Origin of the sequence: Mesorhizobium sp. M5C.F.Ca.IN.020.29.1.1, assembly GCF_003997375.1 — a bacterium.
In the GTDB taxonomy this organism is placed as follows: domain Bacteria; phylum Pseudomonadota; class Alphaproteobacteria; order Rhizobiales; family Rhizobiaceae; genus Mesorhizobium; species Mesorhizobium wenxiniae.
In genome coordinates this window covers 1-1,229 of sequence record NZ_RZSW01000978.1, presented here as the reverse complement: position 1 = coordinate 1,229, position 1,229 = coordinate 1, and the positions used below count along the sequence as shown (strand labels likewise).

At 55.7% G+C, this 1,229-nt stretch carries 1 protein-coding gene; it reads right to left on the bottom strand.

The annotated features are described in order from the left end of the window. Positions 1-205 precede the first annotated feature (205 nt). The gene (locus EOA85_RS35555) at positions 206-685 is read right to left on the bottom strand and encodes a TspO/MBR family protein (RefSeq protein ID WP_127212753.1); all 480 of its coding nucleotides are present in this window, start codon (positions 683-685) and stop codon (positions 206-208) included. Positions 686-1,229: the final 544 nt, after the last annotated feature.

Here is a 1,229-nt window from a genome sequence, read left to right as displayed (position 1 = left end):
CGGAACATGTGTTCGTAAAACTCGCTTGGGAATGTCTAAACCCAAATCTGCAATTCCTTAGCTACCCATGCCTCAAGGAGTTTGGCTAGGGCATCCTTGGCTCTGTCGCGCTGGTAACCAGTGGCCTCATCGACCAACGCAATAATGCCGATACGGGCAAAGCCCTCCTCAGTGTAAGGTGGTCGTCGCACATTCCAAAATAGCGTCAGTTGAGTCGATCGATTTCCCAGTTCAATGCTGCCGCGAAGCTGACCCACAGCAGGTAAGGCCAAAGTAGCATCGAGGCCGTCGGATCGATCTGCCAGAACGCCAGAATGGTCAGGACGATCGCAAGCCAGAGAAGTGTGATGACCACGAGGCCACCTCGGGGGTTGTGGAACGAAAAGAACACCCACGACCAGGCCGCGTTGAGCGTGATCTGAATTAGAAAGATCGCCACCGCAAAGCTGATCCAGTCGGCGTTAGCTTTCAGCACGCGATAGAAAGCATAGGCCATCATCAGGTACAGCGTCGTCCACACCGGGGCAAATACCCAATTCGGTGGGTTGAAAGAGGGTTTGGTCAGGTGGGCGTACCATGTCGGTACATTGGGAATGGTAGCGAGATTGCCGGCAATTGCCGCCGCCGCGACCGGCACGATAGCCGCCAGAATGAGAAGAAGTGTACTCGTCCCCGGATTGATCATGATGCCCCTTGTGTTGAAAAGAGACGCAGTAACGCTGGAGAGCTCGGCGAGGTTTCACCCAGTCGCAAACCCATGTGTTCTCAGGGGCAACTGCTTACCCTAGGATACATACCATTGAACCGAGTATTTTCGACAGGAGCCAATTGGCACCGCGGCCCTTCGAACGCAGCGGAACGCTAGCATAAAAGACGACCGAGGGGTCGACTGATCCGAAACGGATGGGATCATATTTGCTGGCGTTCCTTGCTGCTCGAGCTACATAAATCTGGTTGGGACTGAAGCCGGTGAATTGGCGGCCGTTGAAGTCACCTATGGCGGCGAGTTCCAGACCTGCCAAGGCAAGGCGCAGCGGCATCTCCTGGCTTTGGGTTTTGCTGCCGGCTTAGGCGGGGGCCGGGATGGGTCTCGCACCTGACTTTGGGGCCTCGATTCGGCCGTCCACCAGCCTGACGGCGACACATCGTCGTATGTCCGCTTTTTGCGCTCGATCAATAGATACCCAATCTCGTGTCGGTAGGGTGTATGGATTAACTGAGGATGGCGC

Bases quoted from the DNA above. Each gene is read 5' to 3' on its own strand.
- EOA85_RS35555 (WP_127212753.1), bottom strand. From the start codon at position 685: ATGATCAATCCGGGGACGAGTACACTTCTTCTCATTCTGGCGGCTATC.